Genomic DNA, 25,210 nt, shown 5'->3' on the forward strand with positions numbered 1-25,210 from the left:
TGTCGAGAAAGAATTCCATTCCCGCCCGGTTTGCTCTATGTCCCATGCAGGGCGTTAGATGGAAGGTGGGCGTGGCAAGAGTTCTGGTCAGAAACAAGCGAGGCAGGGGTTATCTTGTGGACCCCGGGCGTTCGCCATTCGGGCGCGTCATGCGCTATCTGATCCTGACCGCCATCGTCCTGGCGATATTGCCGATCGTCCTGCTCATGCTCTACCGGCTGCCGTTCGTCCACCCGATATCGACGCTGATGGTCAAGGACCTCGCCACCTTTTCCGGCTATGAGCGGCAATGGGTCTCGCTCGACGAAATCTCGCCGGTGCTGGTGAATTCCGTCATGATGTCCGAAGATGCGAAATTCTGCTCCCATGCCGGTATCGACTGGGATGCGCTGAACTCCGTGGTCTCGGATACGATCGACGGGGAGCAGACGCGCGGAGCCTCCACCATACCCATGCAGACCGCGAAGAACCTGTTCCTGTGGAACGGACGATCCTTCATCCGCAAGGGGCTGGAGATACCGCTTGCGGTCATGACCGACCTCATGCTGCCCAAGCGGCGCCTGATGGAGATCTATCTCAACATCGCGGAATGGGGTCCTGGAATATATGGAATAGAAGCTGCCGCCCGGCACCATTTTCGCACCAGCGCCGCCAGGCTCTCCTCCAGGCAGGCAGCCTATCTCGCGGTGACGCTGCCAAATCCGAAGATCAGGAACCCGGCAAAGCCCGGGCGCGGGCTGCAGACGCTGGCCCGCGTCAATGAACGCCGAGCGCGCGGTGCGGGGGCATATGTCGGCTGCGTGAGCTGATGGCAGGGCCACCTGCGCGCCAGCTTGCAAAAAATACGACTCGCATCTGGTCAAAAGCCCTCAAGCGGTGTATAGCCCAGCCGAACTTTCCGGAATTTTGTCCATTGTGACAGGCTCAATCGGGCCAGTGCCGGATTTTGACTGAGTTACTGGAGCTGAACAATGGCTGTACCTAAACGAAAGACTTCGCCGTCGAAGCGCGGCATGCGCCGCTCGGCTGACGCCCTCAAGGCCCCGACCTATGTGGAAGACAAGAACTCCGGCGAACTGCGCCGCCCGCACCATGTCGATCTGAAGACCGGCATGTATCGCGGCCGTCAGGTGCTGACGCCGAAAGAAGGCTGATTCTTCCTGTTCTTTCATGCTAGAAGGACCGGCCTCGCGCCGGTCTTTCTTTTTGGCGGGAGCATTGAGGGAGAACGCGCATGGTTTCGAACATACCCCTTATGGTAGTGCCACTCATCGTCTTCAATCTGGTGATTGGCGGTTTCGCAGGTGTGAGCGGCCCCGATCCCTGGGCTATGGAACTCTATTCGACGCCGATGCTATCGGGCGGCATCTGGACCATGACGCTCGGCGATCTGATGATCGTGCTGTCGCTGGCGCTGCTGTTCTTCGAAATCATGAAATCGACGCGCACCAGCAATGCCTCGGTGATCGACCATCTTCTGTCCACCTTCGTCTTCGTCGCGTTCCTGGTGGAGTTCCTGCTCGTTCCCGCCGCGTCGCACGCGCTGTTCTTCATCCTGCTGGTGATGGCATTCTTCGACATACTGGCCGGCTTCGCCGTCTCGCTGCGCTCCGCCGGACGCGACGTCAATTTCCGCTGACTATTTCAGCTCGATCTCGATGAAGGCGTATTCGCCTTCATTGGCGTTGACGACATCATGCTCGACGCCCTCGCTGCGGAAATAGGGCACGCCCTTCTTCATCTCGGCAATATTCTCTCCGGCGCTCGTCACCAGCTTTACCCGGCCGTCCATGAGGGGGACCACGACATAATCCCGCTCATGCCGGTGCCAGCCGGTATTGTCGCCGGCGGCAAATCTGTACTCGGTGACGATCACCTTCTCATTGTCGATGAAGACCGTGGCCTTGGCCGAACCGCTCATGATGCCTTTTCCTGACGCTTATTTGTCGAGGGAGTCGAGCTTGCGCTGCATGGCGGCGATCTGTTCCTTCAGTTCGTCCAGCCCGCTCGAGTCGGAAGCCTTGTCCGTGGCGGCCTCGGCCGGAGCCTGTGCCCCGCCCGGCGTTTTGTTCAGTCCGAAGGGCGCGAACATCTGCATCGCCTGCTGGAAGAGCTCCGTATTGCGCCGTACCTGCTCCTCGACGAGCTTCATCGGCGCGCTCACATTCATCATGTCCATCGGCATCATGTCCATCGGCGTCTTGCCGAAGGCGGCGGTCAGTTGCTCGCGCATGCGCTCCTGCTCCCTGGCGAAGGCGGACATGGACTGTTCGAGGAATGTCGGCAGCACGACCTGCATCTGGTCGCCATAATAGGCGATGAGCTGGCGCAGGAACGGGATGGGCAGCATGTTCTGGCCCTCCTTGTTCTCCAGCTCGAATATGATCTGCGTCAGCACCGAATGGGTGATGTCCTCGCCGGTCTTGGCATCCTGAACGGTAAAATCCTCATTGCGCTTGACCATGCCGGCCAGGTCTTCCAGCGTTACATAGGTACTCGTGCCGGTATTGTAGAGTCTTCGATTGGCGTATTTCTTGATGATGATTTCGCCGGTTTTTCCTGCCATTACTTCGCTCCCCACTCGCTCCCATGCCGACATTGTTCCGCAGGTCCCACGGACAGATAAGGAAGGATAGGTGCAAAGCCGCGCAAATCAAAGTGATTTGTGCAGTGCATTCAACTTCATGCAACCCGATTATGCTGCGCCGCAGCGCGGATAAATCGCCACAAAGCATCGCAGGGGCCCTTGTCAAACGGCGTGGGGAAGGGAATTCTGTCATCCAACTGTGCATCCTGCTTTCAGAAATGAGGAATTTCCAATGACCCAGTCCATCGTCATAGCAAGCGCGGCCCGCACGCCGGTCGGCTCGTTCAACGGCGCCTTTGCCAATGTCCCTGCACATGAACTGGGAGCGGCGGTGATCAAGGAGGTGCTGGCACGTGCGGGCGTGGACGCCGCCGACGTGGACGAAGTCATCATGGGCCAGGTGCTCAGCGCCGGCGAAGGCCAGAATCCCGCCCGGCAGGCGGCCATGGAAGCCGGCATTCCGCAGGAAAAGACGGCCTGGGGGTTGAACCAGCTCTGCGGTTCGGGCTTGCGCGCCGTGGCCATCGGAATGCAGCAGATCGCCACGGGCGACGCGGGGATCATCGTGGCGGGCGGGCAGGAATCCATGTCCATGGCCCCGCATTGCGCGCATCTGCGGGCGGGCGTGAAGATGGGCGATTACAAGATGATCGACACCATGATCAAGGATGGCCTGACGGACGCATTCCACGGCTATCACATGGGCATAACGGCGGAGAATATCGCGCGCAAATGGCAGTTAACGCGTGAGGAGCAGGATAATTTCGCGCTCGCTTCGCAGAACAAGGCGGAGGCCGCGCAGAAGGCCGGCCGTTTCAAGGACGAGATCGTCCCGGTGACCATCAAGACGCGCAAGGGCGATGTGGTCGTGAGCGAGGACGAATATATCCGCCATGGCGCCACGCTGGACTCGCTCACCAAGCTGCGGCCCGCTTTCGACAAGGAAGGCACGGTGACCGCCGGCAACGCCTCCGGCCTCAATGACGGCGCCGCGGCGGTGGTGCTGATGAGCGAGGAGGAAGCGAGCCGCCGCGGCGTGAAACCGCTGGCCCGCATCGTGTCATGGGCGACGGCGGGCGTCGATCCGGCGATCATGGGAACCGGACCGATACCGGCGTCGCGCAAGGCGCTGGAGAAGGCCGGCTGGAAGGTCGAGGATCTCGATCTCGTCGAGGCGAACGAAGCCTTTGCCGCCCAGGCCTGCGCGGTCAACAAGGACCTCGGCTTCAACACGGACATCGTCAACGTCAATGGCGGTGCGATCGCGATCGGCCACCCGATCGGTGCGTCCGGGGCGCGTGTTTTGAACACGCTTCTTTTCGAACTGAAGCGCCGCAATGGCAGCAAGGGGCTCGCAACGCTCTGCATCGGCGGCGGCATGGGCGTCGCCCTGTGCGTGGAACGCGTCAAGGATTGACGCCGTACTGACCCGGCCCGCCGTTTTCGGGCCGGGTGCCGGCAGGTGGAGGTCTGCGGCACAAGATTTTGTTGATTTGATTTAAGCGTTAATTTGAGGAGGCAAAATGACAAGAACGGCTATCGTAACCGGGGGAACGCGAGGCATAGGCGCTGCAATCAGTACGGCTCTGAAGACAGCGGGCTATAATGTGGTTGCCACATATGCGGGCAATGACGAGGCAGCGCAGAAGTTCAGGGAAGCAACCGGCATTCCGATCTACAAATGGGACGTTTCCAATTATGAGGAATGCGCCGCCGGTATTGCCCGGGTTGAGGAGGAGTATGGCCCGGTCGCCGTGCTCGTCAACAATGCCGGCATTACCCGCGACGCGATGTTCCACAAGATGACGCCTGGCCAATGGAACGAGGTCGTCAATACCAACCTCAACGGGTTGTTCAACATGACCCATCCGGTCTGGAGCGGGATGAGGGATCGGAAGTTCGGTCGCATCATCAATATTTCGTCGATCAACGGCCAGAAGGGGCAGGCCGGGCAGGCTAATTATTCAGCTGCCAAGGCCGGGGATATCGGCTTCACCAAGGCGCTGGCGCAGGAGGGGGCCAGGGCGGGAATCACCGTCAATGCCATCTGCCCCGGCTATATCGGAACCGAGATGGTGCGCGCCATCGATGAAAAGGTGCTGAATGAGCGCATCATTCCGCAAATTCCCGTCGGGCGCCTGGGCGAGCCGGAAGAAGTGGCGCGCTGCGTGGTGTTTCTCGCCTCCGACGAGGCCGGCTTCATCACCGGATCGACCCTTTCCGCCAATGGCGGCCAGTATTTCTGTTGAGACTTTGCCGCGCCGCGAGGCGCGGCATTCCTCCGCCGCCATGGTTAATATTTCATCGCCAATCTCGCTAAATCCTTAAGATCGGCACGAAAACGCCGAAGGACAGCGAAAATTCGATTCAGCATATGGTTGGAATGCGGCTGCGAGATCCATATATAGCGGTGAACAAAACGGGAAACAGAACGCGGAAGCGATTCGTCGCCGATTCGTTCTCCTCGCGTTCTGTTTCTTAACGGTATATTCCGTGAATCGTTTTGTGATTGTTTATCTGGAATGCCCCACCTAGGTTCTGTACACGGTTTAAACGACCCGTTCAGCTGTACTGGCTGCAATTGATGGGTTCCCCAAGTTGCGGATTTGAACTCGCCGATGACTGTGATGCCCATGCCCGAAATTTCCCGGTTTCCGACAGGCCGAGACGTCACTGCCGTTCTCGGTCCGACGAATACCGGCAAGACCCATCTCGCCATCGAGCGGATGCTGGCGCATCGCAGCGGCATCATCGGCCTGCCGCTGCGCCTGCTGGCGCGCGAGGTCTATAACAAGATCGCCGAGCGGGTCGGCACGGCCAATGTCGCGCTGATAACGGGCGAAGAGAAGATCAGCCCGCCGGGCGCGGCCTATGCGGTTTGCACGGTCGAGGCCATGCCGCGCCAGACGGACATGGACTTCGTCGCGATCGACGAGGTTCAGCTCGCCAATGATCTCGAGCGCGGCCATATCTTCACGGATCGCATCCTGCATCTGCGCGGGCGCCAGGAAACCCTGCTTCTCGGCGCCGCCACCATGCGCGCCATATTGGAAAAACTGCTGCCCGGCATTTCGGTCGTCACGCGGCCTCGGCTGTCCAACCTTCACTATGCCGGGTCGAAGAAGATCACGCGCCTGCCGCCTCGTAGCGCCATCGTCGCCTTCGCCGCCGATGAGGTCTATGCGATCGCCGAACTGATCCGCCGGCAGTCCGGCGGCGCGGCGGTGGTCATGGGCACGTTGAGCCCCCGCACGCGCAACGCCCAGGTGGAATTGTATCAATCCGGCGATGTAGACTATCTGGTGGCGACCGACGCCATCGGCATGGGGCTCAATCTCGACGTCAATCATGTCGCCTTCGCGCAGGATCGAAAGTTCGACGGCTACCAGTTCCGCGATCTCTCGCCGGCGGAGATCGGACAGATCGCCGGGCGGGCAGGGCGCCACCTGCGTGACGGCACCTTCGGCGTCACCGGCCAGGTCGCTGCGTTTTCCGAGCCGCTGGTGCAGAAGGTCGAGTCGCATACATTCGATCCGGTGCGCATCCTGCAATGGCGAACCGCGAATTTCGACTTTTCCAGCATCGACGCCCTCAAGCGCTCGATCGATACGCCCGCTCCGGGCGAGGGGCTGACGCGCGCCTTGCCCGCGGTGGATCAGCAGGCGCTGGAGTTCCTTTCGCGCGATCCGGACGTAGCGCCGCTGGCGAGCGGGCCGGAGAGGGTGGCGCTGCTTTGGGATGCCTGTTCGCTACCGGATTATCGCAAGATTGCGCCGGCACAGCATGCCGACATCATCGCAACGATCTATACGGACCTCGTCGAACGGGGCCATGTCAACGAGAACTACATGGCGGAGGAAGTGCGCCGGGCTGATTCCACGGACGGCGATATCGATGCCTTGTCGCGCCGCATAGCACAGATAAGAACCTGGACTTTTGTGTCCCACAGGCCCGGTTGGCTTGCAGATCAGGCACATTGGCAAGAAAAGACGCGTGAAATTGAAGACAGATTATCCGATGCACTGCATGAACGGTTGACGAAACGCTTCGTAGACCGCAGGACAAGCGTGCTTATGAGGCGCCTGAGAGAGAATACAATGCTAGAAGCCGAAATTAGCCCTACCGGGGACGTCATCGTCGAAGGGCACCATGTTGGACGATTGGATGGGTTCCGGTTTACGGCGGATGCTCACGATGATGGCAGCGACGCCAAGGCGATAAGGTCGGCCGCGCAGAAAGCGCTGGCTGCCGAGTTCGAAAGTCGGGCGGAGCGCTTTGCCGCTTCCGCCAATGGCGATTTCGCGCTGGCCTCGGATGGCACACTGAGATGGATCGGCGCGCCGATCGCTACCGTCGTGGCCGGCGAGCAGCCGCTGCGTCCGCGCGCCGTGCTTCTGGCCGACGAGCAATTGACCGGGCCGGCTCGCGACAAGGTCGCGGCACGGGTGGACCGGTTTCTTGCGCATCACATCGAGACGCTGCTGAAGCCGCTGGTGGACCTGTCGGGCGCCGATGCGCTGACCGGCATCACCAAGGGCCTGGCATTCCGGCTGGTGGAGAATTTCGGCATTCTGCAGCGCCGCGAAGTGGCCGAGGAGGTCCGTGGCCTCGATCAGGAATCGCGCGCGGCGCTTCGCCGCCTCGGTGTGCGCTTCGGCGCCTATCATGTGTTCCTCCCGGCCTTGCTGAAGCCTGCGCCGGCCGGTCTCCTGACTTTGCTCTGGGCCCTGAAAGAGGACGCGAAAGATCGCCCCGGCTATGGCGACGTCGTGCAGGTTCTTGCCGCCGGGCGTACTTCCGTGGTTACCGATCCCGGCTTCGATCCGATGTTCTACAAGCTCGCCGGCTACAGGCTGCTTGGGCGCCGGGCAGTGCGGATCGACATTCTTGAGCGTCTCGCCGATCTCATCCGGCCGGCTCTCGCCTGGAAGCCCGGTTCCGGCCCGCGTCCGGACGCGGCCTATGACGGCTCCCGTTTCATCGTCGTGCCGGCCATGATGTCCATACTCGGTGCAACGCCCGACGATATGGAGGAGATTCTCAAGAGCCTCGGCTATCGCCAGGAACCGCTGGAAGCGGCCGCCGTCGCGGCGAAGCTGGCGGAACTCGATGCGGTGCAGAAGGACGCGGCGCCTGCCGCTGCGGGCAATGTTCCCGCCGCCGAGACGGTCGGGCCGATGTGGGCCGATTGGGTTCGGCCGAGCGAAGCCGCGGTGGAAGCGCCGGCGGCCGAACGGCCCGCACCCGCAACCGATGCCGAAGAGGCGCCAAAGCCGGTTCTCGTGTGGAAGCCGGCCCGCTTCGAGGGCCGTGGCAATCATCGCGGCGGGCAGGAAAGGCGCGGTCGCCCGGAGCGCGGTAATGCTGCAGCGGGTGAACGCAATGCCGATCAGGCGGCGAAGGGGCGTAATGAACGCAACAACCGGAAGGACAACTTCCAGGGCAAGGGCAAGCAGGACGGCAACCGGAATCGTGGTGGCAGCAAGCCTCCGATGACCGCGAAACGGCCCGAGCGCCAGGAACGGCCCGTGAAGATCGACATGGATTCGCCGTTCGCCAAGCTGCTTGCGCTGAAGGAGCAGATGAAGAAATAGATGGCGGCGACCGAACGGCAGCGCATCGACAAATGGCTGTTTTTCGCGCGGGTGGTCAAATCCCGATCACTCGCCGCCAAGCTCGTTACGGGCGGCGGCGTCAGGCTCAATCGAGAGAAGATCGATCTGCCGGCGCAGATCGTGAAGCCGGGCGACGTTCTCACGATCACTCTCGACCGGCGCATTCTCGTCTATGAGGTGGTGGATGGCGGCACGCGGCGCGGCCCGGCCGACGAGGCGCGCACGCTTTATCGCGACATCTCACCGCCGGCATTGCCGAGGGACGCGGAGAGTGCGCTCGACACGCTGCCGCGCCGGGATCCGGGCAGCGGCAGGCCCACCAAGAAGGAACGGCGCGAGATCGACCGCCTCATCGACAGGGACGATAATTCCGGCGTGTAATCCATCGCGGTTACTTGCTGGAACAAATTTCCAAGGAATTGGTTAGCGGAGCAACATCCGAGCCGTCATTTGCTCGTTTCGCGGACTACAATTCCTTGTATGGCCGGTATCGGAGTGCGATCAATGCCGCGCGAGCGCAGTGGCGGGATCTTGCGGCGGGATTTGGCCCGGGCCGGCAGTTTTCCTGCCAAGTTGCGTTCTGGTGCCGCAGTTTGTGCTTCCCCCTTGTCAGGCAAGTGGCAAACCGCTACCTCCACTCTTGTACCGCTGACCGTGGTGTTCTGGAGCCTGCAAATGACTTACGTTGTGACCGACAATTGCATCCGCTGCAAATATATGGATTGCGTTGAGGTCTGTCCGGTCGACTGTTTCTATGAAGGCGAGAACATGCTCGTCATCCACCCGGACGAGTGCATCGACTGCGGCGTGTGCGAACCGGAGTGCCCGGCCGAGGCGATCAAGCCGGACACCGAGCCGGGCCTGGATCAATGGTTGCAGCTCAATGCCGAATATTCGGAGAAATGGCCGAATATTTCAACCAAGGGCGATGCACCGGCGGATGCCAAGGACATGGACGGCGTTCCGGACAAATTCGCCAAGTTCTTTTCGCCGGAGCCGGGCGAGGGCGATTGATCGCATCGCCTCCAGGTTGCAAGGGCCTGTGTTTGCTGAGCAAACGCAGCATAATTTGATTCTAGGCACATTTTGTGATATGGTCACAGAAATGTTGATCATTGGACGTCAATTTCGTGGCGCTAAGGCATAAATCACCAATAGGCTAGATTTTTTCCGGACGTAACAGTTCAGGATATGGTCGTGTATTCACCGCATCCAACTGCTCCATCCGGAATGCTTTTGCGCGACATCATAGACGGCCGACAAACCGGGTTTTCCGGCTTCCAGTGGTTGGTTTTTAACCGGTGCGTTTTGCCGGGCGCAGCAGGGAGTAATGAAGCGCATGACAGCAGTTCAGCAGAAAAAGACCGCCCAGCGGATTGGATTCAAGACCGGTGAATTCATTGTATATCCGGCGCATGGCGTGGGTCAAATCGTCAATATTGAAGAACAGGAAGTCGCGGGCCACAAGCTCGAACTGTTCGTTATCGATTTTCAGAAAGACAAGATGCGTCTTAAAGTTCCAGTTGCCAAGGCGACTGCAATCGGCATGCGCAAACTTTCCGAGACGGATTATGTGGAGCGCGCGCTCAAGGTGGTCCAGGGCCGTGCGCGCATCAAGCGCACCATGTGGTCGCGCCGCGCGCAGGAATATGATGCGAAGATCAATTCTGGCGATCTGATCTCGATCTCCGAGGTGGTGCGCGATCTTTTCCGCGCCGACAACCAGCCCGAACAGTCCTATTCCGAGCGTCAGCTTTACGAGGCAGCCCTCGATCGCATGGCTCGCGAGATTTCCGCCGTCAACAAGATGTCGGAGACTGAAGCGGTTCGACTGATCGAGGTCAACCTCGCGAAAGGTCCGAAGCGCGGCGCCAAGGCGGATGCCGATGTCGAGGCCGATGCCGACACGCTGGTGGAAGACGAACAGGAAGAAGCAGCGTAAACAACGCCGACTTCTCGAAAAGCCAAGCCTTGAACTGGCCCCCGAAAGTTGGACACCCAACTTCGGGGGCCAGTCCGTTTATGGAGCCGGTTCTGTTGCCGGGCTTTCTTATTCGCTGATGAGCTTCACCTTGTCGCCGACGGAGACCGTACCGCCCGGCGGCATGGCGTTGATCAGCCTGAACAGGTCGAGCTTGCGGTCCGTTCCCATGATGCGGTTGGAAAGGCTGGGCAATGTGTCGCCCGGCTTGACGGTGACCACGCGGATGCGGAGCGGCTTGATCGCCGCCTTTTCCTGGTCTGTCAGGACGCGGAAGCTCTGCGTGACGGCCTGCGATACCGGCAGCAGCGACGTGCTTCCGGTCGGTGCGGCGGTCAGGAACCGGTAAATCCTGTTTCCCGCATTGACGACGAAGATGTCGAATTCCCAACGATCCGCCTTGGCGCGCGCCGTTGCCGCAGGCATGCCGTTGAATGTCGTTGCGGTCACGCTGGCCTCGTCGAGGCCGGTCACCCAGCCGCTGCGCATGTAGTCGGTCATCGACGGCGTGCCGGAAACCTGCGTTCCGTCGAACCGGATGGCGATCTCGCCCGGCCCCGTCGCCATGACCGCGTCGGCGCTGTTATCGATCGTGAAGCCTTCCGGCACCGCGAAACTCACGCCGAGAAGCGGGTGGACGAAGGTGCGGCCGCGCACATAGCCTTCCTCCGGCGTATCGCCATAGAGCACCCCGTCGATCCCCTGCAGGAAGGAATCGCGGTCTGTCGTGCCTATGCCGGGTGCGCCGATGCGGCGGGCATGGCCACGCGCCAGCTCGATGCGCTGGGGAGCCGAGGGATGGCTGGCGAGGAAGTCGAGGCTGGCATCGGTTGCGCCCGAGACATTGCGGAAATCCGAATAGGACGCCATCGACTGGAGAAAGCGCGGCGCGGCGAAGGGATCATAGCCCGCCTCGCCGATCATCTTGATGCCGATCGCATCCGCCTGGAGTTCCTGGTTGCGGGAGAACTGCGCCATGCGCAACTTGCCGCGGATCAGCGCTTCCTGCGCCGCCCTGTCCCCTTGCAAGACTTCCGAAACGACGCGCCCGGCAATGACGGCTTCCTGTTCGCGCTGCTGGCGCTCTATGCCGTGATTGGCGATCACATGGCCCATTTCGTGGGCGATCACCGCTGCAAGCTCGGCGCTGTCATTGGCGAGCGCCAGCAATCCGCGCGTCACGTAGAGATAGCCGCCGGGCAGGGCAAAGGCGTTGATATTGGGCGAATTCAGGATGGTGATGCGATAGGTATGCGTCGGATTGTCGGACACGGTGGTCAGATTGCCGACGACCTTGGCCACCATCCGCTCGAGCTTGGCGTCCTTGTACTCGCCGCCATAGGTCGCGAGGATGCGCGGATGCTGCTCCGCGCTGAGCCGCGCCAGGCGGTCGTTCTTGTTGACATTGTCGACGGTGACGGGATTCGACGACGGGCCGAGCGCATCTTCCTTGGAAACGTTGAGCACCTGGCAGCCGGAAAGAAAGGCGAGCACCAGCATGGCCGCGGCGGGATTCCGGCTGCGGCTGGCGGGCTGTAACCAGCCCTTCATGGGTGATGCGGTGTGCGGCCTCAGAATCATTTCCTCGTGTGAACGCGTCGGGAGACTCGTATGTCGTTGTTCTTGCTAGCCCGGTAAAGAGTTTGGGGCAAGATTTCATTGCCTTGTCTAAGGGAGGCAAGGCGCCGAAAATATGTCAAACTTCAGACTCCTGCGAACCGAGATATTTTCGCAACAGCGGCGGACCGTCCGGCGAAAGCATCTGTTCGGCGGGCCCCGAGGCGGCGATATGGCCCTCTTCGAGGAAAAAAAGCATCGAGGAAAGGCGCAGCGCGTCGTCCGGGTGATGCGTCACCATGATCACGGTCATGCCGGTTTCGTCGCGAAGATCACCGATCAGATCGAGCATTTCATGCCGCAGCGCCGGTCCCAGCGAAGCAAAGGCTTCGTCCAGCAGCAGGACCGGGCTGTTGCGCACCAGCGTGCGGGCCAGCGCCACCCTTTGCCGTTCCCCGCCGGACAGCGCTTCCGGCCTGCGCTTCTCCTTGCCGGCCAACCCTACCTTGGCGATAGCCGACGAGACCGCATCCTCATCGGCCGAACTCAGCTTGAGATCCGGGCGGCGCCCGAGGCCGACATTGGAGAAGACGTCGAGATGCGCGAAGAGATTGTTGTCCTGGAACACCATCGATACCGCGCGGCGGGATGGCGGAAGCAGCGTGACATCCTTGCCGCCGATCCAAACACGGCCGGACTCCGCCTTCTCGAAGCCGGCGACGAGATTGAGCAGGGTCGATTTGCCGGAGCCGCTCGGGCCGATGATGGCGGCGATCGCGGAGCCTTCGACGGTGAGGTCGAAAAGCATTTCCATCGAACCATAGCGAAAGGTGACATTGTCAAGCCTGACGGAGGCGCCGCCCTTGGCAATATCGGCTCTATCGTCCTGCATCGGCGTCTCCCTGGGCCCGATCCGCAAGCATCATCAGCCCCATGCACAATATTCCGAGGATCAAGGCCAATCCGGCCGCATCGGCCGTGCGGTAGCTGCCCATCCTTTGCAACAGGAGGTAGGGCAATGTCTGTACGGTATCATTGCCGAAAAGCGCAATCGTGCCGAGATCGCCCAGCGAAAGCGCCATGGCGAAGGCGAAGGCAGCGCCGAGCGATCGCTTCAGCCCCGGCCAGTCGATCAGGCGGAAACGGGTCCAGCCGGCGATGCCAAGCTGAGCGCAGAGCCGGTTGTTCCTGGCTGCCATCGTATCCCATGCCGGGCGCAGCACCCGGAAGGCGAAGGGCACCGCCATGGCGGCATTGACGGCGACGACCATCACCGGAGCGAGGCTGAACGGATCGACATAATGCCGCGAAAGGATGAACCAGCCCGCGCCGATGACGATGGGCGGCACGACGAGGATAAGGCTGGCGCCGAGGTCCAGCACGCGCTCCAGGGGGCGGGCAGGGCCGTAGCCGCGCGCCGTGGCCACATGTTCCCGCGAAGAGACCAGCGCGAGCGCCAGCAGCACCGAGAGAAAAGCCGCGGCGGCGCCGAGGCAGATGCTGGTCATGATGGCGCGCCAGACGACAGGCTCGAACAGCAGCCGGCCAAAATCGGCCGAGGCGCCCGAAACCACGGTGCCGGCGATGGGCGCGGCGACGAAGAGAAAGCCGCAGGCGATGAGAACGCTGCCGAAGAGCCGGGTGGCTCTCTCCGGGTCGTCGAACCTGCGCGTGGTCGTGCGGAAGGTCTGGCCTTCCTCGGTGGGCCGCCCTGCCAGGCCGAGAAATGCCAGGATGGCAAGCGTCAGCGCAAGCTGCAGCAGCGTCAGCGCCACGGCCCGGGCAATGTCGAAATCGAAATGCAGGGCCTGATAGATCGCGACTTCGAGCGTGGTTGCGCGCGGTCCGCCGCCGAGCGTCAGCACCACGGTGAAGGAGGTGACGCAGAGCATGAAGATGAGCCCCGCTATACCGGGCAGGTTGCGCAATATTGCCGGCCATTCGATCAGGCGGAACCGGGTCGGTTCGCTCATGCCGAGCTGTGCCGCAAGTTTCCAGTAATCTTCCGGGATCGTATCGAGGCTGGCAAGAATGAGCCGCGTGGCGAGCGGAAGGTTGAAGAATATATGGGCCAGAAGAATGCCGGTCAGGCCGTATATGTCGGGAATCTGGTGCATGCCGAGATAGGCCATGCCGGCCGCGAGCAATCCATTGCGGCCATAGATGCTGGTGATGCCGAGCACCGCCACCAGCGCCGGCAAGGCGAGCGGCAGGGCGAACAGGCGCAGGATCATGCTGCGCCCCGGGAAATCCGGCCGGGCATGCAGCGCGCGGGCCAGCGGCAGCGCGAGGATGACGGACAACAGGGTGGAGAGCGAAGCCTGGAGCAGGGTGAAGCGCGCAATCCGCCAGATATAGGAGTCGAAGCCGGTGAAGCCGCCGACGCCGCCCAGGACTTCGAAGACGAGACCCATGAGGGCCCCGCCGGCGAGAAGCGAAAGCAAGACCAGAGCGAGGATGCCCGACAATTGTCTCGCCCGGAATGGCATTATTTGCTCATCGCCAGAAGCCACTCGTCGATCCAGTTCTTGCGGTTTTCAAACACCTGCTGCGGGGCAAGCGCAAGCGTCTTGGCGGGTTTCACAAGCTGGTCGAATGCCGGGTTGAGCGGGGCGCTCGTCGCAGCCGCCGGATACATCCAGTTGGTTTCGGGAATTGCATCCTGGAACGCCGTTCCGATCATGAATTTCAGGAATTGCGCCGAAAGCGGGTTCTTGGCGCCATTGACGGTGCGAGCGGCCACCTCGACCTGCAAATAGTGACCTTCGTCGAAGGACGCGGCCTTGTAGCGGTCGCTCTTGTCGGCGATCAGATGATAGGCGGGCGAGGTCGTATAGGACAGCACCATCGGCGCTTCGCCCTTGGTGAACAGGCCATAGGCTTCCGACCAGCCGGGCGTGACCGTGAGTACACGGCCCTTCAGCTTCTCCCATGCCTTGCCCGCATCGTCGCCATAGACGGATTTCACCCATAGCAGGAGCCCGAGGCCCGGCGTCGAGGTGCGCGGGTCCTGGATCACGATCTTTTCGCCGGGATCGCCCTCGATCAGCGCCTTGAGGCTGGCAGGCGGGTCCTTCATCTTCTCGCTGTCATAGACCACGGCGAAATAGCCGTAATCATACGGAACGAAGACGTCGTCCTCGAAGCCGCCCGGTATCTTGACCGCGCTGACATCGGTTTCGTGCGGAGCGAAAAGCCCGGTCCTTGCCGCTTCGAAGGTGAGGTTGGTGTCGAGGCCGAGAACGATATCGGCCTTGGTCGAGGCGCCTTCGAGCTTGAGCCGGTTGAGGAGGGCGACGCCATCGGCAACGGCCACGAAATCCACCGTGCAGGCGCATTCCTTCTCGAAGGCTTCCTTCACCTTGGGGCCGGGGCCCCATTCAGCGGTAAAGCTCTCATAGGTATAGACCGTAAGCTTGCCCGCCGCATGGGCGCCGGCATTCGCACCGAGCGTCGCCGCAAGCGCAAGCATGAGTGCATGGATCGTCTGAACTGGCCGCATCAGCGCCTCCTATTCTATGTTTCAAGAGGATAGGCGGGCTGTTCATCGCCGCATCTAATCCCTCCGCCGGTACAAGCCGGATCAGGTTCCGCGGGTTGGCGCGAATGACTCATGCCTCTCAGCCCATCTTGCGGATGGGCACCCCGTTAGAGCATTGCAAAGACTAGAGAAAACCTGTTCCGGGCGCAAGCGCGCTTTCAGGCGGCGTCGACCTCCTGGAGAAAGGCGCGGATCATCGCGGTGAGATGGTCCGGCTGCTCGATACAGGGCATGTGGCCCGCGCCCTTTATGAGCTCATAGCGGGCATCCGGGACGAGCCGCGCCAGGCCGAGAACCGTTTCGGGCGGGGTGGAGCCGTCCTGGTCGCCCGCCACGCAAAGCGTCGGCACGGCGATGCGCGCCGACGATTGCGTCAGGTCCGCATCGCGAATGGCGGCACAGGTGCCGACATAGCCGGCGACGGGCTGGCGCGCCACCATGTTGCGATAGCCGGCATGTTCGGCATTGCCGGGCTGGCGGAATTCGGGCGTGAACCATTTCTGCATGACATCGTCGAGGATGCTGGCGATGCCATTGGCTTCGACCGCGGCGATGCGGCCATTCCAGCTGTCTGCCGTGCCGATCTTGTGGGCCGTGCAGCAAAGAACGAGCGCATGCACGAGATCCGGCCGCCGCGCATAGACGCCCTGCGCGACCACGCCGCCGGCCGAAAGCCCGCAAATCACCGCATTCCTGACGGCAAGCAGGTCGAGCAGGCCGATCAGATCATCGACATGATCATCCATGGAATAGGGCGAGGTGCCGATATCCGAGAGGCCCTGTCCGCGCAGATCATAGGTTATGATGGGGAAATCGCCGGCGAGGCGGATGACGACATCGCGCCAGATGCGAAAATCGGTGCCGAGCGCATTGGCAAAGACGAGAACCGGCGCGCCGGCCGGTCCGCCGATGAGCTGGTAATGAATGTTGATACCGTTGATATCGGCAAATTGCACGTTGATCTCCCGGATTGAGGCGGCTGGTTGCGGCCATGATACTTGAATTCGCCGCCCGGTGAACCGCAGTTCTTCCGGCATCCTGTTCCTTCGCCTTTGGGGCTGTTCCTTGGCTGGCCCTTGCGCAAAACGCGTGGTAATGGGCCTGCATGAGCAAATTCGTCGTGCTTCTCGGTGGTTCCCTGGTCGTTACGCCCCGTCTCCTCAGGCTGGTGGAGGGTGCGCGGGTGCTGGCAGCCGATGGTGGCGCGGCCCATGCCGAACCGCTCGGACTGGTGCCGGAACTCTGGCTTGGTGATTTCGATTCCACCTCGCCCGAACTCGAACGCCAATATGCCGAGGTGCCGCGCCAGACATTCCCGGCCAGGAAGGACATGACCGATGGCGAACTGGCCGTCGAGGAAGCGTTCCGGCGAGGGGCGACGCATGTCATCCTTTGCGGCGCCTTTGGCGGCGAGCGGACCGATCACATGCTGCTGCATCTGACCATGGCGGTGCGATTCGCCGCCGAGGGAAGGCTGCTGACGCTGTGCAGCGGCACGGAGGAGGCGCATCCGGTCGTTGCGGGCGATTATGATTTCGACTTCGAGGATGGAACGCCGTTCAGCATTGTTGCATTCTCGGAACTACACGGTCTTTTTATCAGCGGCGCGTCCTGGCCGTTGGAAAATATGGAACTTTCCTTCGGTTCATCGCTTACAGTGTCGAATGCCGTATGTGGACGCCTCCACGTATCGCTCCATTCAGGCAAGGCAATCCTGATCGCTGCGCCGCCGATTGCGTCCCGCTTGTAAAGAAAAGCGGAAAATGCAATCTTCGCCGCACAGCGTTGGGGACGCAAGCTGGGTTAGTTTGGTATTAGAACGGGAGAGGTCTTCCATGTTGAAAACATTGTCTACAGTCGCAGTCGCCGCGGTCCTGGCGTTTTCAGTAGCCGGTTGCACAACCAGCGAGCAGCGGACAGCTGGCTATGGCGTGGGTGGTGCTGCTCTCGGCGCATTGGCCGGCGGCGCCATCGGTGGCGGTCGCGGCGCATTGGCGGGTGCGGCAATCGGCGGTGCGTCCGGCGTCGTCGTCGGCGCGGCCACGTCGAATGACGGACGGCGTTACTGCACCTATGAAAATCGTTATGGCGAGCGCTATCGGGCGCCTTGCCGCTGATAACATGATCCATATTGGACCAGGCAGGCCGGGCAACCGGCCTGTTTTCATTAAGAGGCCAGCTTCTACCGATCTTTGTTCTGCCGCATTGGGATTGCAGCATGGATCGGTTGTTATTTGAGAGGGTAATATGATGAATATGCGCATTGCCGCCATCGCGGCGACCGCACTTCTGGCGATTTCGGTCGCCGGCTGCGAGACCACAGAGCAGAACCAGCGAGCCGGGACAGGGGCGTTGATCGGTGCCGGAGCGGGTGCTTTGGCAGGACAGGCGCTTGGCCGCGACACGAAGAGCACCGTCGTCGGTGCCGCTGCCGGCGGTATTCTCGGCGCTGCTGTCGGTACTGCAACGACGCCGCGCCGCGGCAATGAGAATCTCTGCCGCTACCAGCGTCGCGACGGTTCCATCTACAATGCGCCTTGCGAAGGCAATGGCGGCGGGGCCTATGATCGCGGCTATCGCGATGACCGCTATTACCGCGATTCGGACGGCGGCTACTGATCCGGACAATTCAGCATTTGTGCAGACAGGCCGGGTAAAACCGGCCTGTTTCGTTTGACAGACGATGAAATCTCGCCGAGAAGCGGCTTGATCTCCGCCCATGATCTGCGCCCATGGCATTTAGACCCATAGCTTTTTAGAATAGTATCCCCGATGGCCTCTCCACCGCTTCTTCGCCTTGACAAGATCGCTCTCACATTCGGTGGGACGCCGCTCCTGACCGATGCTGCCCTGTCGGTGAGCGAGAATGAGCGCATAGCGCTCGTCGGTCGCAACGGCTCGGGCAAATCGACATTGCTGAAGATCGCCGCCGGCATGGTGACGCCGACCGATGGAGAAGTGTTCAAGCATCCGGCGGTCACGGTCCGCTACCTGGCTCAGGCGCCGGACATGGAGGGCTTCGACACGGTGAGGGCCTATGTCGAAGCGGGCCTCGGGCCGGCCGACGATATCTACCGGGTTTCCTACCTGCTCGAACATCTCGGGCTCAGCGGCGACGAGGCGCCGGGCCAGCTCTCCGGAGGGGAGGCCCGCCGCGCGGCACTTGCCAAGGTACTTGCGCCGCAACCGGACATCCTGCTGCTCGACGAGCCGACCAACCACCTCGACCTGACCACCATCGAATGGCTCGAGGACGAGTTGCGGCAGATCCGCTCCGCCATGGTGGTCATTTCCCATGACCGGCGCTTCCTGGAGAATGTCAGCCGCTCGACGGTCTGGCTCGACCGCGGCGTTACGAAACGGCTGGAGCGGGGCTTTGGCGCATTCGAGGAATGGCGCGACAAGATATTGGAGGAAGAGGAGCGGGATCTGCACAAGCTCGGCCGCCAGATCGTGCGCGAGGAACACTGGTTACGTTACGGCGTTACGGCGCGGCGCAAGCGCAACATGCGGCGTCTCGGCGAACTTCAATCGATGCGCACCGAGTTCCGCACCCATCGCGGCGCGCAGGGCAAGGCGGTCCTGAAGGCCAGCGATGCGCGGGAATCCGGAAAGCTCGTCATCGAAGCGGAACATCTGGTGAAAGCCTATGGCGACCGCGTCCTGGTGAACGATTTTTCGACGCGCGTGCAGCGCGGAAACTGCGTCGGCTTCGTCGGGCCGAACGGAGCGGGCAAGACGACGCTGCTTTCCATGCTGACCGGCACGCTGCAGCCGGACAGCGGCACGCTGCGTCTCGGCACGAACCTTGAAATAGCGACGCTCGACCAGAAGCGTGAAAGCCTGGACCTCGACCAGACGCTATCGGATTATCTCACCGATGGCCGCGGCGAGAATGTCATCGTCAATGGCGAGCAGCGGCACGTGGCGTCCTACATGAAGGACTTCCTGTTCCAGCCCGAGCAGTTGCGTACGCCGATCCGGGAATTGTCCGGCGGCGAAAGGGCGCGGCTGATGCTTGCCCGCGTGCTGGCCCGCCCGGCAAACCTTCTGGTGCTGGACGAGCCGACCAACGATCTCGACATGGAGACGCTCGACCTGCTGCAGGAACTCGTCGCCGGCTTTGCCGGAACCGTCCTGCTCGTGAGCCATGACCGCGATTTCCTCGACCGTACCGTAACGTCGGTCATCGCGCCGGAGGGCAATGGGCGCTGGCTCGAATATGCCGGCGGCTATACCGACATGCTGGCCCAGCGCAAGGAGGCGCTTGCCACGCGCAAGGAATTGCGCGGCGGCAAACAGGCCAGCACATCCGAGGCGGCCGCGACGCCGGCGAATGCGGCTCCGGCGCGCGAGGAGAAACGCAAGCTCTCCTACAAGCAGAAATTCGCGCTGGAATCCCTGCCGGGCAGGATCGAAGTATTGCAGAAGGAATTGGCGGTCCTCGAAAAGCGACTGGCGGACCCGGAGCTTTTCAGCAAGGATCCGGCGCTTTTCCAGAAAACCGTTGCGGAATCGGCCGCGAAACAGGCCGATCTGGAGAAATTCGAGCATGAATGGCTCGAACTGGAGATGCTTCGCGAAGAAATCGAAGGCTGAGGCGACCGGCTCAGCTTGCCTTGGGCGCCACTCGTGCCGCCAGCGTCTCTATCCTGGTCGCCACTTCGGACAGGACGCCGGTGATGGCGGTATCGTTCTTGTCCGCCTTGGCCAGTGCCTCGTCGCGGCTCTTGCGCAGGGCGTCCGCCTCGTTCTCGAGGCCCGTCACCCGCATCTGCAATTCGTGAAATTCGTCCATGACCATGATACCGGCCATGACGGTGAGCCTGAGGTCGCCGATCTCGCCGAAGGATGATTTCAGATGCGTAACGTAACGGTCGAAACGTTCCGCGAGCCCGGTCAGATGCTGCTCCTGGCCCTCGTCGCAGGCCATTCTGTAAGCTTTGCCGTCGATCGTTACCGTAACAGTTGCCATGACTCTTCTCTTTCAGCGCTAGCGGTCGAGGACCGTTCGGATCGATTCCATCGCGGCGACGAGCCTGCGGGAGACCTCCTTGTTCGCCGCTTCGAGGCGCTCTGCCCGCCCCTCGGAAGCATCGAGTTCCTGGGCGAGCTTGCGCCGATCCATGTTCATGCGCTGAACTTCCTCTTCGGCTTCGGCAAAATCACCCTCGCGCTCAAGACGCAGGTCCACCGCGTTCTCAAGGGTTGAAAGTGCCTTTCCCAATCGTTCGAGCACCTGTTTGAGGGTGGCTTCCGATGCCATTTTCAGCGTTTCCCCTTGTCTTCTATCTTCCGGGCGATGCATCAGCGAATCGCAAAAAGACGAACAACTTATGACGCCGAAGTCTAGAGGCTGGTGCGGCGTCGCGTCAATCAAGCCGGGGCGTCACACGCTGTTCATGCACCGATAATAATCCTTTGCCGAAACAGCACTCGTCGCCGGAGGGAGCTTTGCCATGGTTTGACCCAATTTTGATTTAGGTTTGATTGACTCCCTCAAGACACCTGCTATGTGTCGCGTGCCTTTTGGATTTTGTCTGACCGGCGTCCAGAAACGGCATCCTTCTCACTTCGAAAGACGGTGGCTATGACCAATTCTGAGAAATCCAACCAAATGGCCAATGCGATCCGCTTCCTCTCGGCGGATGCAGTGGAAAAAGCAAATTCGGGACATCCGGGCCTGCCCATGGGCGCGGCCGATATTGCGACGGTGCTTTATACCCGCTTTCTGAAGTACGACCCCAAGGCGCCGCATTGGCCCGACCGGGACCGTTTCGTGCTGTCCGCCGGTCATGGTTCGATGCTGCTCTATTCGCTGCTCTATCTTACCGGCTATGACGACATGCCGATCGAGGAGCTGAAGAATTTCCGCCAGCTCGGTTCGCGCACCGCCGGCCACCCGGAATATGGTCATGCCGCGGGCATCGAGACGACCACCGGTCCGCTCGGCCAGGGTCTCGCCACTTCCGTCGGCATGGCGCTGTCGGAGCGCATCCTCAATGCCCATTTCGGCGACAATCTCGTCGATCACTTCACCTATGTCATCGCCGGCGACGGCTGCCTGATGGAAGGCATCAGCCAGGAGGCGATCGCGCTTGCCGGCCATCTGCGCCTCAACAAGCTCATCGTGTTCTGGGACGACAACAATATCTCGATCGACGGCCCGGTCTCGCTGTCGGACAACACCGACCAGTGCGCGCGGTTCGAAGCTTCCGGCTGGAACACGATCCGCGTCGAGGGACACGACCAGGATGCTATCGCTGCCGCCATCGAGCGCGCGCAGAAGTCCGACAAGCCGACGATGATCGCATGCAAGACCACGATCGGCTTCGGTGCGCCGACCAAGGCCGGCACCAACAAGGTGCATGGATCGCCGCTCGGCGCCGAGGAAATCGCCGGTGCCCGCAAGGCGCTCGGCTGGTCGTCGGAACCCTTCGTCGTGCCGTCCGAAATCCTCGACGAATGGCGCCTTGCCGGCTTGCGCTCGGCCAAGGAACACACGGCGTGGCAGGAGCGGCTGGCGAAGGTCGATTCCGAGACGCGCGCCGAATTCGAACGCCGTATCCGCGGCGACCTGCCGGCGAGCTTCGACGCGGCCATCATCGAATACAAGAAGAAGCTGTCCGAGGAGAAGCCGAAAGTCGCGACGCGCAAGGCTTCGGAAATGGCACTGGAAGTCATCAATGGCGTCGTCGCCGAAACGATCGGCGGTTCGGCCGACCTGACCGGCTCGAACAATACCAAGACGAGCCAGACGAAGAGCATCAATGCCGGCGATTATGGCCAGCGCTACGTCCATTACGGCATACGCGAGCATGGAATGGCGGCGGCCATGAACGGAATCGCGCTGCATGGCGGCCTGATCCCCTATTCCGGCACCTTCCTGACCTTCTCCGACTATGCGCGCGGCGCCATGCGCCTTTCGTCGCTGATGGGCATCCGCGTCGTCTATGTCATGACGCATGATTCCATCGGTCTCGGCGAGGATGGCCCGACGCACCAGCCGGTCGAGCATCTGGCGGCATTGCGGGCGATCCCCAATAATTACGTGTTCCGCCCGGCCGACGTGGTCGAGACGGCGGAGTGCTGGGAAATCGCGCTCAAATCGCGCAAGACGCCCTCGACCATCGCCCTGACCCGCCAGAACCTGCCGACGGTGCGCACGGTCCACTCCGACGAGAACCGCTCTGCCTACGGCGCCTATGAACTGTCGCCGGCAAGCGGCGAGGCGAAGGTGACCATCTTCGCAACCGGCTCCGAAGTCGAGATCGCGCTCAATGCCCAGGCGCAGCTGGAGAAGAACGGCCACGCGACGCGCGTCGTTTCGGTGCCCTGCTTCGAGCTGTTCGAAGCCCAGAGCGACGAATACAAGCGCACCCTCATCGGCAATGCGCCGGTCAAGGTCGCGGTGGAAGCGGCGATCCGTCTCGGATGGGACCGGTTCATCGGCGTCGATGGCATCTTTGTCGGCATGAACGGCTTTGGCGCCAGCGGCCCGATCGAGGCGCTGTACGAACATTTCGGCATCACACCGGGACACATCGTCACTGCGGCAGAAGCGCGGTTGAAGTAATTTTCTCGGAATTGAAGAATAGAATGGGCGCCATCGAGCCTAGGGAGACACAGATATGACAGTTCGCGTTGCTATTAACGGATTTGGGCGCATCGGGCGGAACGTTCTTCGCGCCATCATCGAGTCGGGCCGTACCGACATCGAGGTGGTGGCGATCAACGATCTCGGACCCGTGGAGACCAATGCCCATCTGATGCGTTATGACAGCGTTCATGGCCGCTTTCCCGGCACGGTGACCGTCGCCGGCGATACGATCGATGTCGGCCGCGGCCCGATCAAGGTAACCGCCGTCCGCAACCCGGCCGAACTGCCGTGGAAGGAACTCGACGTCGATATCGCGCTGGAATGCACGGGCATCTTCACCGCCCGCGACAAGGCTGCGGTCCATCTCGAGGCCGGAGCCAAGCGCGTCATCGTCTCGGCGCCGTCCGATGGAGCCGACCTCACGGTCGTCTATGGCGTCAATGACGACAAGCTGACCAAGGAGCACAAGGTCATTTCCAATGCTTCCTGCACCACCAACTGCCTGGCGCCCGTCGCCTATGTGCTGCATGAAGCCCTCGGCATCGACCATGGTTTCATGACGACGATCCACAGCTATACGGGCGACCAGCCGACGCTCGACACGATGCACAAGGATCTCTACCGCGGCCGCGCTGCGGCGCTGTCGCTGATCCCGACATCGACCGGTGCGGCAAAGGCCGTCGGCCTCGTGCTGCCGGAACTCAACGGCAAGCTCGATGGAACGTCGATCCGCGTGCCTACCCCGAACGTCTCGGTCGTGGACTTCAAGTTCATCGCCAAGCGCTCCACCACCGTTGCCGAGGTCAATGATGCGATCCGGGCAGCGGCCGATGGCAAGCTGAAGGGCATTCTCGGCTATACCGATGCGCCGAATGTCTCGGTCGATTTCAACCATGATCCGCATTCGTCGATCTTCCATTTCGACCAGACCAAGGTCATGGACGGCACGTTCGTGCGCGTGCTTTCCTGGTACGACAATGAGTGGGGCTTCTCGAACCGCATGGGCGATACCGCCGTTGCCTTCGGCAAGCTGATCTGAGCATGGCCTTGCCGCTTTGACTGATCAATGGCGGGTCGACATACCCGCCATTTTTGTTTTTGATACCTGTTCCGTTGACGAGGATTGCCCCCATGACTGCTTTCAAGACGCTTGATGATGCCGATGTCGCCGGAAAGCGCGTATTGCTGCGCGTGGATCTGAATGTTCCGGTGGCCGATGGCATCGTGACGGATTCGACGCGCATCGAACGGGTCGCTCCGACCATATTGGAGCTTGCGCAGAAGGGGGCCAAGGTCATCCTGCTGGCGCATTTCGGCCGGCCGAAGGATGGTCCGACGCCCGAATTCTCGCTCAAGCCCATCGCCCACGCCGTCGCCAAGGTCATCGACCGCAGCGTTCACTTTGCCGAGGACAGCATCGGCGAGAAAGCCGCCGAAGCGGTCGCGAAGCTCAAGGATGGCGGAATCCTGCTATTGGAGAATACCCGCTTTCACAAGGGCGAGGAAAAGAACGACCCGGAATATGTGAAGGCGCTGGCGGCCAATGGCGACATCTATGTCAATGACGCCTTCTCGGCCGCCCACCGGGCGCATGCCTCGACGGAAGGCCTCGCCCATCTGTTGCCCGCCTATGCCGGACGCACCATGGAGGCGGAATTGCTGGCGCTGGAAAACGGTCTCGGCTCGCCCAAGCGGCCGGTCGTGGCGATCGTTGGCGGCGCGAAGGTCTCTTCCAAGCTCGATCTTCTCGGCAATCTCGTGCAGAAGGTCGATGCGCTGGTCATTGGCGGCGGCATGGCCAACACCTTCCTTGCGGCGCAGGGCGTCGGCGTCGGCAAATCCCTGTGCGAGCACGACCTCGCCGCGACAGCGCGCGAGATCATGGCCAAGGCCAACGCTGCGAACTGCAGCATCATCCTTCCCGTCGATGCCATCGTAGCCTGGCACTTCCAGGCGGATGCTCCGTCGCAGGCCTATGGGCTCGATGCCATTCCGGCTGACGGCATGATCCTCGATGTCGGCCCGCAATCGATCGAGCGCGTCAAGGGCGCGATCGACGATGCCGCCACGCTGGTCTGGAACGGGCCGCTCGGCGCCTTCGAGCTTTCGCCGTTCGACAAGGCGACGGTTGCGGCGGCGCGCCATGCGGCGCAACGCACCAAGGCCGGTTCGCTGGTCTCGGTCGCCGGTGGCGGCGACACGGTTGCAGCCCTCAATCATGCGGGTGTCGCCGATGATTTCAGCTATGTTTCGACGGCTGGCGGCGCGTTCCTGGAATGGATGGAAGGCAAGCCGCTGCCCGGCGTGGAAGTATTGAAGAAATAGCGGT

At 61.7% G+C, this 25,210-nt stretch carries 25 protein-coding genes and 1 riboswitch; of the genes, 16 read left to right on the top strand and 9 right to left on the bottom strand.

The window, feature by feature from the left end:
• Window positions 1–149: 149 nt before the first annotated feature.
• The 3 genes from mtgA (at window position 150) to M8997_RS10120 (ending at window position 1,639) form a co-directional block, all read left to right on the top strand.
• A complete protein-coding gene (gene mtgA, locus M8997_RS10110) occupies window positions 150–809 on the top strand; it encodes a monofunctional biosynthetic peptidoglycan transglycosylase (protein ID WP_250017210.1) in 660 nt (219 codons plus the stop codon).
• 162 nt (window positions 810–971) lie between these two features.
• Window positions 972–1,154, top strand: a complete 183-nt coding sequence (gene rpmF, locus M8997_RS10115) for a 50S ribosomal protein L32 (protein WP_008121851.1) — start codon at window positions 972–974, stop codon at window positions 1,152–1,154.
• An 80-nt stretch (window positions 1,155–1,234) separates the two neighbouring features.
• The gene (locus M8997_RS10120; RefSeq protein ID WP_250017107.1) at window positions 1,235–1,639 is read left to right on the top strand and encodes a hypothetical protein; all 405 of its coding nucleotides are present in this window, start codon (window positions 1,235–1,237) and stop codon (window positions 1,637–1,639) included.
• Here M8997_RS10120 and M8997_RS10125 read toward each other — a convergent pair whose 3' ends face one another.
• On the bottom strand, window positions 1,640–1,921 hold the full coding sequence (locus M8997_RS10125) for a cupin domain-containing protein (RefSeq protein ID WP_250017109.1): 282 nt from the start codon (window positions 1,919–1,921) through the stop codon (window positions 1,640–1,642).
• 18 nt (window positions 1,922–1,939) lie between these two features.
• The gene (gene phaR, locus M8997_RS10130; protein ID WP_250017111.1) at window positions 1,940–2,566 is read right to left on the bottom strand and encodes a polyhydroxyalkanoate synthesis repressor PhaR; all 627 of its coding nucleotides are present in this window, start codon (window positions 2,564–2,566) and stop codon (window positions 1,940–1,942) included.
• A gap of 253 nt (window positions 2,567–2,819) precedes the next feature.
• On the opposite strand from phaR, the gene M8997_RS10135 reads away from it, so the two are divergent.
• The 6 genes from M8997_RS10135 (at window position 2,820) to M8997_RS10160 (ending at window position 10,144) form a co-directional block, all read left to right on the top strand.
• Window positions 2,820–4,004 (top strand): acetyl-CoA C-acetyltransferase, encoded by a 1,185-nt coding sequence (locus tag M8997_RS10135; protein ID WP_250017113.1) that lies wholly within the window; start codon window positions 2,820–2,822, stop codon window positions 4,002–4,004.
• Between the two features lie 106 nt (window positions 4,005–4,110).
• Window positions 4,111–4,836, top strand: a complete 726-nt coding sequence (locus M8997_RS10140) for a beta-ketoacyl-ACP reductase (protein ID WP_250017115.1) — start codon at window positions 4,111–4,113, stop codon at window positions 4,834–4,836.
• Window positions 4,837–5,205: 369 nt separating this feature from the next.
• Window positions 5,206–8,181, top strand: coding sequence for a helicase-related protein (locus M8997_RS10145; protein WP_371929546.1), 2,976 nt, complete (start codon window positions 5,206–5,208; stop codon window positions 8,179–8,181).
• Complete coding sequence (locus tag M8997_RS10150) at window positions 8,182–8,583, top strand: RNA-binding S4 domain-containing protein (protein WP_250017119.1); 402 nt, start codon at window positions 8,182–8,184, stop codon at window positions 8,581–8,583. It abuts the gene before it with no gap.
• A gap of 294 nt (window positions 8,584–8,877) precedes the next feature.
• Window positions 8,878–9,216: a ferredoxin FdxA gene (gene fdxA, locus M8997_RS10155; protein ID WP_250017211.1), complete on the top strand. Its 339-nt coding sequence runs from the start codon at window positions 8,878–8,880 to the stop codon at window positions 9,214–9,216.
• A gap of 316 nt (window positions 9,217–9,532) precedes the next feature.
• A complete protein-coding gene (locus M8997_RS10160; RefSeq protein ID WP_250017121.1) occupies window positions 9,533–10,144 on the top strand; it encodes a CarD family transcriptional regulator in 612 nt (203 codons plus the stop codon).
• A gap of 108 nt (window positions 10,145–10,252) precedes the next feature.
• Here the strand turns inward: M8997_RS10160 and M8997_RS10165 are convergent, their stop codons facing one another.
• The 5 genes from M8997_RS10165 to pcaD form a co-directional block, all read right to left on the bottom strand.
• Entirely contained in the window at window positions 10,253–11,734 is a 1,482-nt protein-coding gene (locus tag M8997_RS10165; RefSeq protein ID WP_267227202.1) for a M48 family metalloprotease, read from the bottom strand.
• Window positions 11,735–11,879: 145 nt separating this feature from the next.
• A complete protein-coding gene (gene thiQ, locus M8997_RS10170) occupies window positions 11,880–12,632 on the bottom strand; it encodes a thiamine ABC transporter ATP-binding protein (RefSeq protein ID WP_250017123.1) in 753 nt (250 codons plus the stop codon).
• Window positions 12,619–14,229 carry a thiamine/thiamine pyrophosphate ABC transporter permease gene (thiP, locus tag M8997_RS10175; RefSeq protein ID WP_250017213.1) on the bottom strand — a complete coding sequence of 537 codons (1,611 nt, stop codon included), beginning with the start codon at window positions 14,227–14,229 and terminating at the stop codon, window positions 12,619–12,621. The genes thiQ and thiP overlap by 14 nt, the downstream gene beginning before the upstream one ends.
• Window positions 14,229–15,212, bottom strand: coding sequence for a thiamine ABC transporter substrate binding subunit (gene thiB / locus M8997_RS10180; protein ID WP_250017214.1), 984 nt, complete (start codon window positions 15,210–15,212; stop codon window positions 14,229–14,231). The genes thiP and thiB overlap by 1 nt, the downstream gene beginning before the upstream one ends.
• Window positions 15,213–15,283: 71 nt before the next feature.
• Window positions 15,284–15,398: riboswitch (TPP riboswitch) on the bottom strand.
• A gap of 41 nt (window positions 15,399–15,439) precedes the next feature.
• Window positions 15,440–16,237 carry a 3-oxoadipate enol-lactonase gene (gene pcaD, locus M8997_RS10185; RefSeq protein WP_250017125.1) on the bottom strand — a complete coding sequence of 266 codons (798 nt, stop codon included), beginning with the start codon at window positions 16,235–16,237 and terminating at the stop codon, window positions 15,440–15,442.
• 149 nt (window positions 16,238–16,386) lie between these two features.
• On the opposite strand from pcaD, the gene M8997_RS10190 reads away from it, so the two are divergent.
• From M8997_RS10190 to M8997_RS10205, 4 genes are all read left to right on the top strand, one after another.
• Window positions 16,387–17,031 carry a thiamine diphosphokinase gene (locus M8997_RS10190; protein ID WP_250017127.1) on the top strand — a complete coding sequence of 215 codons (645 nt, stop codon included), beginning with the start codon at window positions 16,387–16,389 and terminating at the stop codon, window positions 17,029–17,031.
• Window positions 17,032–17,116: 85 nt separating this feature from the next.
• The gene (locus M8997_RS10195) at window positions 17,117–17,398 is read left to right on the top strand and encodes a hypothetical protein (protein WP_250017129.1); all 282 of its coding nucleotides are present in this window, start codon (window positions 17,117–17,119) and stop codon (window positions 17,396–17,398) included.
• A gap of 139 nt (window positions 17,399–17,537) precedes the next feature.
• Entirely contained in the window at window positions 17,538–17,900 is a 363-nt protein-coding gene (locus tag M8997_RS10200) for a YMGG-like glycine zipper-containing protein (RefSeq protein ID WP_250017215.1), read from the top strand.
• Window positions 17,901–18,053: 153 nt separating this feature from the next.
• Window positions 18,054–19,880 carry an ABC-F family ATP-binding cassette domain-containing protein gene (locus M8997_RS10205; RefSeq protein ID WP_250017131.1) on the top strand — a complete coding sequence of 609 codons (1,827 nt, stop codon included), beginning with the start codon at window positions 18,054–18,056 and terminating at the stop codon, window positions 19,878–19,880.
• Between the two features lie 10 nt (window positions 19,881–19,890).
• Here the strand turns inward: M8997_RS10205 and M8997_RS10210 are convergent, their stop codons facing one another.
• Window positions 19,891–20,256, bottom strand: a complete 366-nt coding sequence (locus M8997_RS10210) for a cell division protein ZapA (RefSeq protein ID WP_250017134.1) — start codon at window positions 20,254–20,256, stop codon at window positions 19,891–19,893.
• Between the two features lie 18 nt (window positions 20,257–20,274).
• A complete protein-coding gene (locus tag M8997_RS10215) occupies window positions 20,275–20,547 on the bottom strand; it encodes a DUF4164 domain-containing protein (RefSeq protein ID WP_250017136.1) in 273 nt (90 codons plus the stop codon).
• Between the two features lie 324 nt (window positions 20,548–20,871).
• On the opposite strand from M8997_RS10215, the gene tkt reads away from it, so the two are divergent.
• The 3 genes from tkt to pgk all read left to right on the top strand — a co-directional run bounded on the left by tkt (window position 20,872) and on the right by pgk (window position 25,206).
• Window positions 20,872–22,857 (top strand): transketolase, encoded by a 1,986-nt coding sequence (gene tkt, locus M8997_RS10220; RefSeq protein ID WP_250017146.1) that lies wholly within the window; start codon window positions 20,872–20,874, stop codon window positions 22,855–22,857.
• A 55-nt stretch (window positions 22,858–22,912) separates the two neighbouring features.
• Window positions 22,913–23,920, top strand: a complete 1,008-nt coding sequence (gene gap, locus M8997_RS10225; protein WP_250017149.1) for a type I glyceraldehyde-3-phosphate dehydrogenase — start codon at window positions 22,913–22,915, stop codon at window positions 23,918–23,920.
• Between the two features lie 92 nt (window positions 23,921–24,012).
• A complete protein-coding gene (gene pgk, locus M8997_RS10230) occupies window positions 24,013–25,206 on the top strand; it encodes a phosphoglycerate kinase (RefSeq protein WP_250017152.1) in 1,194 nt (397 codons plus the stop codon).
• Window positions 25,207–25,210 lie beyond the last annotated feature (4 nt).

The organism is Phyllobacterium sp. 21LDTY02-6 (assembly GCF_023554255.2).
Classification (GTDB): Bacteria; Pseudomonadota; Alphaproteobacteria; order Rhizobiales; family Rhizobiaceae; genus Phyllobacterium.